7 protein-coding genes are annotated in these 6,522 nt (G+C 40.5%); all 7 read left to right on the top strand.

The genetic code is table 11. The annotated features are described in order from the left end of the window. A partial coding sequence (locus BN1609_RS13955) for a transposase (RefSeq protein ID WP_179946615.1) occupies positions 1 to 1,013 on the top strand: 1,013 nt, incomplete at its 5' end. Positions 1,014 to 1,018: 5 nt separating this feature from the next. Continuing rightward, positions 1,019 to 1,375 carry a hypothetical protein gene (locus tag BN1609_RS02560; protein ID WP_088808554.1) on the top strand — a complete coding sequence of 119 codons (357 nt, stop codon included), beginning with the start codon at positions 1,019 to 1,021 and terminating at the stop codon, positions 1,373 to 1,375. Between the two features lie 496 nt (positions 1,376 to 1,871). Beyond that, positions 1,872 to 3,128 carry a tetratricopeptide repeat protein gene (locus BN1609_RS02555; protein WP_088808555.1) on the top strand — a complete coding sequence of 419 codons (1,257 nt, stop codon included), beginning with the start codon at positions 1,872 to 1,874 and terminating at the stop codon, positions 3,126 to 3,128. A 25-nt stretch (positions 3,129 to 3,153) separates the two neighbouring features. Then, entirely contained in the window at positions 3,154 to 3,690 is a 537-nt protein-coding gene (locus BN1609_RS02550; RefSeq protein WP_088808556.1) for a ReoY family proteolytic degradation factor, read from the top strand. A 99-nt stretch (positions 3,691 to 3,789) separates the two neighbouring features. Beyond that, positions 3,790 to 4,380 (top strand): DUF1405 domain-containing protein, encoded by a 591-nt coding sequence (locus BN1609_RS02545; protein WP_179946361.1) that lies wholly within the window; start codon positions 3,790 to 3,792, stop codon positions 4,378 to 4,380. A 102-nt stretch (positions 4,381 to 4,482) separates the two neighbouring features. Then, entirely contained in the window at positions 4,483 to 5,166 is a 684-nt protein-coding gene (locus BN1609_RS02540; RefSeq protein ID WP_088808557.1) for a zinc metallopeptidase, read from the top strand. Between the two features lie 65 nt (positions 5,167 to 5,231). Next, a complete protein-coding gene (locus tag BN1609_RS02535; RefSeq protein ID WP_088808558.1) occupies positions 5,232 to 6,512 on the top strand; it encodes an NAD(P)/FAD-dependent oxidoreductase in 1,281 nt (426 codons plus the stop codon). Positions 6,513 to 6,522 lie beyond the last annotated feature (10 nt).

The following is a 6,522-nucleotide window of genomic DNA, read 5'->3' as shown; positions in this document are numbered from 1 at the left end:
TGCAATTTGAGCAAAGTCATACCCACTTTTTCCAAGAACTTTTAGCGCTTGTGATGACAGCACAAAGAACGATGCGACAACTCTTGCAGGAAGTCGAATTTAACGCCCAAACCGGCACCTATACATATCCGAAAGGCTATACCCAGTCGATGGATGCCTTGAAACAGCGGCTTAATACCGTTCGCGGCGTAGACCCAAAACTGGTCGAAGCGCTGAAAGCCTATCAAGTTTTGGCAGTGGTGTACTACGATGCGGAGGGAAAGCCGCAAGTGATGTGGCTGCTTGAACAAAACGGAGTGGGTGTGAATGACCCGAAACTGAAGAAATACTTAGACAAGGCAGGAAAGTACTTAGACCCAAGTGACTACCAAATTATCACGAATGAGGAGTTAAACAAAAAAATCACTGAATCGTGGAAAACCGGCACCTATTATATGGACGGCACGCAATACACCGGTATGGCTGGTGGTACGCTTCGGGCATCAGCGTATGTGGAATCGGTGAAAGGTACGCTGGATGAAAGTGGACTGATGGACGTGGTGATGGGGCTAGGCTTGAGTACGGCGGCGATTCGGGGGAGTATGACGTATGAGAAAGCTAGCGGGGCTAATATTCCTAAACTTTCTAGTTTGTCCGAAGCAGAAAAATTTAGAATGGCTAATCAATATAAGCAGACTGCACCAGTAGGTATTCCTGACAGTGCAAAAATTAATGCCAAGACTATGAATGCCGGTTATGAACAACTTACTTATAAGTGGAATGATGGTCAATTTAAGTATGAAGTAAGGTGGCATACAAGAACTCCAGGAGCACCTGTAGAACAAGGTAATACATGGGTTGTTCAAAGAACAGTACCTGGGAATGGAGGAAACAAGCCACAAACATTCTTTAAAGTTGGTGATAATGAATGGGTAGAAGGATATAGATGGTATGATGCTATAAATGCTAGAAAAGCAGGAAATGCTACTCCAGAACAAATAAAAATTTTAGATAAGGGTCATTGGAAGGAATGAATAAAATGATTGATAGTAGGTTTTATGAAGGTTTTGAGGGCGAAGCAGAGCTTACCTTTGTTGCTGATAATAATAAACTTGTAATTTGGAATGGCTATTTCGAGACTACTTTAGATAACTTATTAGATTGTAATGTAGAAAAAGAGGGAATTGTGAAGGAATATTTTAATCATGAAGGATGGTATGATGATTCACCATGGTTGATAAAAGATAATTCTCTTACTATTAATCAATTAAAACGTTTTGATATTAATAAAATTAATCAAATTTCAATGAAAGATGATCTAGAAGAAATAGTTCAAACGATTATTTCATTTTTAGAAAATAATCGTTTGAGTAAAATCTATATTGAATATGAATAATCAAAAAACAAAAAAGGCACTCAATCACAAGACTGATAATCAAGTTGCCAATAGCTAACAAAAACTAACTGTATTCACTGTATAGAAGTTGCACTACCGAAAAAGATATGAGAAAACTAACTCTACAGAGAAATTAGTATACTCATATCTTTTTAGCTATGTTCAAAAGTATAAAAATCAGTATGTTGCTAGGTATGAGAGGCAGTTTGTCAAGTGAGTAGGAGCTCGGATGTGAACAAAAAAATCTGGTAGTGAGGTTGAAGTAAATATTTTTCCTCGAGTAACTATCAGGTTCTCACGAATTAGGAGTCAGACTTAAAAACGTAGTACGGAAAAATAGAGAAGAGCTATTTCGACAAATATCTACAGCAACACCTTAAATAAACCGATAAAATATTGGCAGATGTTTACAAGACCAATTGGAGCATGACCTTCCGTATCGTAGCAATTAGTGATATAATAGTACCCATGATTTCAATGGACACGGGGGTGCGTTATGGAAAATGCTGAAAAGATGTTACATGCATTAGAGCACGAAGATATGGTTTTGGCTAAAAAATATTTTGATTTGGCAATTCAAAACGGTTCTGACGAGGAGCAATTTTTTCTTGCTGAGCAATTGTTTAGCTTGGGCTTTTTAGATGAAGCGGAGGACTTATATGAGCTTTTGCTTGCGAATTATAAAGATGAAGGGGCACTTCTTGTTCGAGCGGCAGAAGTGGCACTTGAAAAAGACGATATTGATACAGCGCAGGAATATTTGGAAAAAGTGAATAAACAAGATGAGGCTTATCTTGAAAGTTTGCTTGTTTTGGCTGATTTGTATCAAATGCAAGGCTTGTTTGAAGTGACAGAGCAAAAACTGCTTGAGGCAAAAAAATTAGCGCCAAATGAAGCGATTATTGATTTTGCACTCGGGGAATATTATTTGTCACAAGGAAGATTTGCGCTTTCCGTGCAGCATTATCAGGCGGTGCTTGATACAGGCGTGACGGAACTTGCACAAGGTACGATTTCCGTTTATGAACGTATTGCCGAAGCTTATAGCGCGAGCGGGGCGTTTGAAGAGGCGTTGCCGTTTTATGAAAAGGCACTTTCAGAACATGAATCGGTGGATACGTTGTTTGGACTTGGGCTTACAGCATTTCAGGCGAGGGAGTATGTGAAGGCGATTCACGCGTTTGAACATTTGAAGGAACACGACCCGGCGTACACGACGCTCTATCCGTATCTTTCGAAAAGCTATCAGGAAAACGGCGAACAGGAGAAGGCACTTCAGGCGCTTACGGAGGGCTTGAAATATGATGAATTTAATAAAGAGCTTTTTTTCGAGGCTGGAAAAGTGGCAGACCGTTTAGGGAAACTAGATGCGGCAGAGGAGTTTTTCAGGCAAGCAATTGTGTTGGATGAGGAGTACTCGGCGGCTATTTTAGAACTAAACAAACTCCTTTTAGCAAAAGAAGATTTTGAAGGTTTGCTTGAGGTTACAGAGGCACTTTCTGAGGAGCTTGTGACGGAGCCGCAAATTTTTTGGGACTTAAGTGTTGCATACAGCGGCGTGGAACAATATAATAAAGCAAAAGAAAATTTTGAAAAAGCTTATCCTCATTTTGAAGACAATCCGACTTTTTTACGGGAATATGGTTTATTCCTGCGAGAAGAAGGAGAAACTCAGAAAGCTCGCGAAATTTTCGAGCGTTACTTGAATTTTGAGCCTGAGGATGCGGAAATTCGAAATTTACTTGAGTTTTAATCAACTTTCGGAAGGAGTGAGTGTGATGAAGGCATCCATTTCTGTAGATGAGAAGAAAGATTTTATTCGCTGGCTTTTAAATACGCATCAAATGAAGATGCGGGAAGCAATGTGGGTGTTAAACTATATTGCGGGTCATGATCAAATTATACAATATGTGCATTTTGTAGATGACTTAGAAGGCTGCAATCGCGGGCTCGTTCTTTCTGCTGAAGGTGTGGACTTTGAACCATTCCGCTTTTTTAAAGGAAAGTTAACAACGAGTAACCCGGAAAAAGCATTTCATGATATTCGTTTAAATTGGGACGAGGAATTATATATTGTACTTCATTTTAGCGACGCGCTTAGTTCTCCTGAATATGCGCTTGTACGTGAAGATAACCCACATAAAGACTTGCAAATTGGCGAAGAAGAACAGCAGCTTGCGACAGACTTCTTAGATCGTACGCTCAGTAGTTTCATGATGGAATCGGTTCAAAAGGAAATTGACCGTGCGATTGATGCGGGTGATAAAGAACGTTTCTTAGAACTTACGGCATTTTTAAAGGAAATGAAAGAATAGATATGGCTAAAAACTGGGCAAGTTTTTAAGTTCGAGCGTTTTGCGCCCATTAACTTAAAAGCATGCCTAGTTTTGTGTTTTTTTTGAGATTGGGGGAAAATGTTTGTGTATGCGTTACTACAAAACCGTACGTTTTTGCGGTTGCTTTTGATTGTGAACTTGTTAGGTGCTATTTATGGCTACATTTGGTATATTCCGCAACTAGAAATAACACGACCGATATTTTGGCTGTTTGTTCCCGATAGCCCGACTGCTGTTTTGTTTTTCTTTTTTGTGATTGCGGCTTTTTTGGCTAAAAAACATTGGCCACTGATGGAAGCACTGGCGTTTGTAAGTTTGATGAAATACGGTTTATGGGCAGTAGGCATGAATGTTTTCTTAATGATTGACCAACAAACGATTATTTGGACGGGTGTTATGCTCATGATTAGCCATGGCTTTATGGCTATCCAAGCGATGCTTTATGCACCTTTTTATCGCTTTCGCATTGGGCATTTTATGGTTGCGGCCGTTTGGGTATTACATAACGATGTGATTGACTACTTATTTGGGCAAATGCCAATTTATATGGGCTTAGAGCGCTTTTTACCGTATATTGGTTATGCGACATTCTGGCTCACGATTTTTGTTCTGATTTATGTGTACCGGAAGACGTTAAAAGAAGATCGTCTGAAACTTGAATTATTTTAAGATTAGAATTTTCTCATAGTGAGTGAAACCTATTGAGAAGCGCGCAAAGATACTTTATAATTAAAACTAATCAAAGTTAGTATTAGGAGGAAGATGATTTAAATGTCATTAGGATCTTATATAATTTATTTTTTTATTGTCGCAGCGATTCCACTTTGGGCACAATTTCGTGTTAAAAGCACGTATGCGCAGTATTCAAAAGTGCGTGTAAGAAGTGGCCAAACAGGTGCTGAAGTTGCACGAATGATTTTAGATAGAAACGGTCTTTCTAATGTGCCGGTGCACGCCACAAAAGGTGTTTTGAGCGATCATTATGATCCAAGCAAAAAAGCAGTATTCCTTTCAGAATCAAACTATCATGAAGCAACGATTGCGGCAGCAGCAGTAGCCGCTCACGAAGTTGGTCATGCGATTCAAGATAAAGAAGGTTATGCTTTTATGCGTTTCCGTTCGGCATTAGTGCCAGCAACGATGTTTAGTTCAAACATTTCGTGGGTGTTTTTAATCATTGGGATGCTTGCAACGATTCCAAGCCTTATGTTAATCGGAATTGTTTTAATGGCTGTAGGTGTATTGTTCCAAGTCATTACTTTACCTGTTGAATTTGATGCGAGTAAACGTGCACTTGTACAACTTGAAGATGGTGGTTTTTTAGACTCTTCAGAGAATCCACAGGCGAAAAAAGTGCTTAGTGCAGCTGCTATGACTTACGTTGCAGCAATGGCTGTAGCTGTTCTAGAGTTGCTTCGTCTTATCTTGATTTTTACAAATATGAATCGAAATTAGTTATAAAACCTGAGAACAGCTCTCAGGTTTTATTTTGAGAAATAAGGATAAAATGAGGGGAAAATATGGATTTTGATGTGATTGTAATTGGTGGTGGCCCGTCTGGTTTAATGGCGGCTATTCAGGCGGCGGAGAAGAATAAAAAGGTGTTGCTCGTTGAAAAGGGGCCGAAGCTTGGGCGCAAATTGATTTTATCGGGCGGCGGTCGGTGCAATGTCACCAATCGTTTACCTGTAGAGGAAATCATTCGGCATGTGCCAGGGAATGGCCGTTTTTTGTATAGCGCGTTTCACCAATTTGATAACGAGGATATTATTGCGTTCTTTGAAAAACTTGGCGTGCATTTAAAAGAGGAAGATCATGGGCGAATGTTTCCGGTGTCAAATAGTGCACGGTCGGTCGCCGATGCGATGATAAGTCGAATGGAGAAGCTTGGGGTTACGGTGTTTATGAAGACGCCTGTTAAAAAGGTATTGTATGAAAATGGGCAGGTGAAGGGTGTCGAGCTTCTGGACGGACAGGTGAAGACAGCGTATAGCGTCATTGTGGCGGTTGGCGGGAAATCGGTTCCGCGTACGGGTTCAACGGGGGACGGCTATGGTTTTGCAAAGGACGCGGGGCATACGATAACGGAACTTTATCCGACAGAAGTTCCGATTACGTCGCAAGAGCCGTTCATTATGTCGCGCGCACTTCAAGGGATTTCGCTTCGTGATGTGTCGCTTTCGGTTTTAGGGAAGAAAAATAAAATTGTGGTGACGCACCGTATGGATATGATTTTTACGCATTTTGGCATTTCAGGTCCAGCAGCACTTCGGTGTAGTATGTTTGTTAATCAGGCGCTTAGGAAGCAGGATCTTGTGACGATGGAACTCGATTTGTTTCCGGACCTTGGGCTAGAAGAAGTACATCAGAACGTCTTTAAGCTGTTAGAGGAAAATCCAAAAAAAGCTGTTAAAAACGCGCTTTCCCCTTTAATCCAAGAAAAATTATTGCTCTTTCTTTTGGAAAAAGTGAGCATTAATCCGGAAAATCATTATAAGCAGGAGAGTCCGAAAAAATGGGAGGCATTTGAGCAGCTTTTGAAAAGTTTTGTCTTTACTGTAGACGGGACGCTTGATTTTGAGAAAGCATTTGTGACGGGTGGCGGCGTGCAGACGAAGGAAATCATGCCGAAAGAGATGCAGTCGAAACTGATGCCGGGCTTATTTTTCTGCGGTGAAGTTTTAGATATTAATGGCTACACGGGTGGTTATAATATTACGTGTGCACTTGTGACGGGGCATACGGCGGGGGAATATGCGGCGAAATTTTCTAGTGAGGCAAGGAAAAATGAACTTGTCTAATAATGAAGCA

Source organism: Listeria sp. ILCC797, assembly GCF_900186185.1.
In the GTDB taxonomy this organism is placed as follows: Bacteria; Bacillota; Bacilli; order Lactobacillales; family Listeriaceae; genus Listeria; species Listeria goaensis.
This window is presented reverse-complemented; position numbering and strand designations above follow the sequence as displayed.

Excerpts from the sequence above, each read along its gene's own strand:
- BN1609_RS02545 (WP_179946361.1), top strand. The coding sequence starts at position 3,790 with ATGTTTGTGTATGCGTTACTACAAAACCGTACGTTTTTGCGGTTGCTT.
- BN1609_RS02550 (WP_088808556.1), top strand. The coding sequence starts at position 3,154 with ATGAAGGCATCCATTTCTGTAGATGAGAAGAAAGATTTTATTCGCTGG.
- BN1609_RS02555 (WP_088808555.1), top strand. The coding sequence starts at position 1,872 with ATGGAAAATGCTGAAAAGATGTTACATGCATTAGAGCACGAAGATATG.
- BN1609_RS02560 (WP_088808554.1), top strand. The coding sequence starts at position 1,019 with ATGATTGATAGTAGGTTTTATGAAGGTTTTGAGGGCGAAGCAGAGCTT.
- BN1609_RS02540 (WP_088808557.1), top strand. The coding sequence starts at position 4,483 with ATGTCATTAGGATCTTATATAATTTATTTTTTTATTGTCGCAGCGATT.
- BN1609_RS02535 (WP_088808558.1), top strand. The coding sequence starts at position 5,232 with ATGGATTTTGATGTGATTGTAATTGGTGGTGGCCCGTCTGGTTTAATG.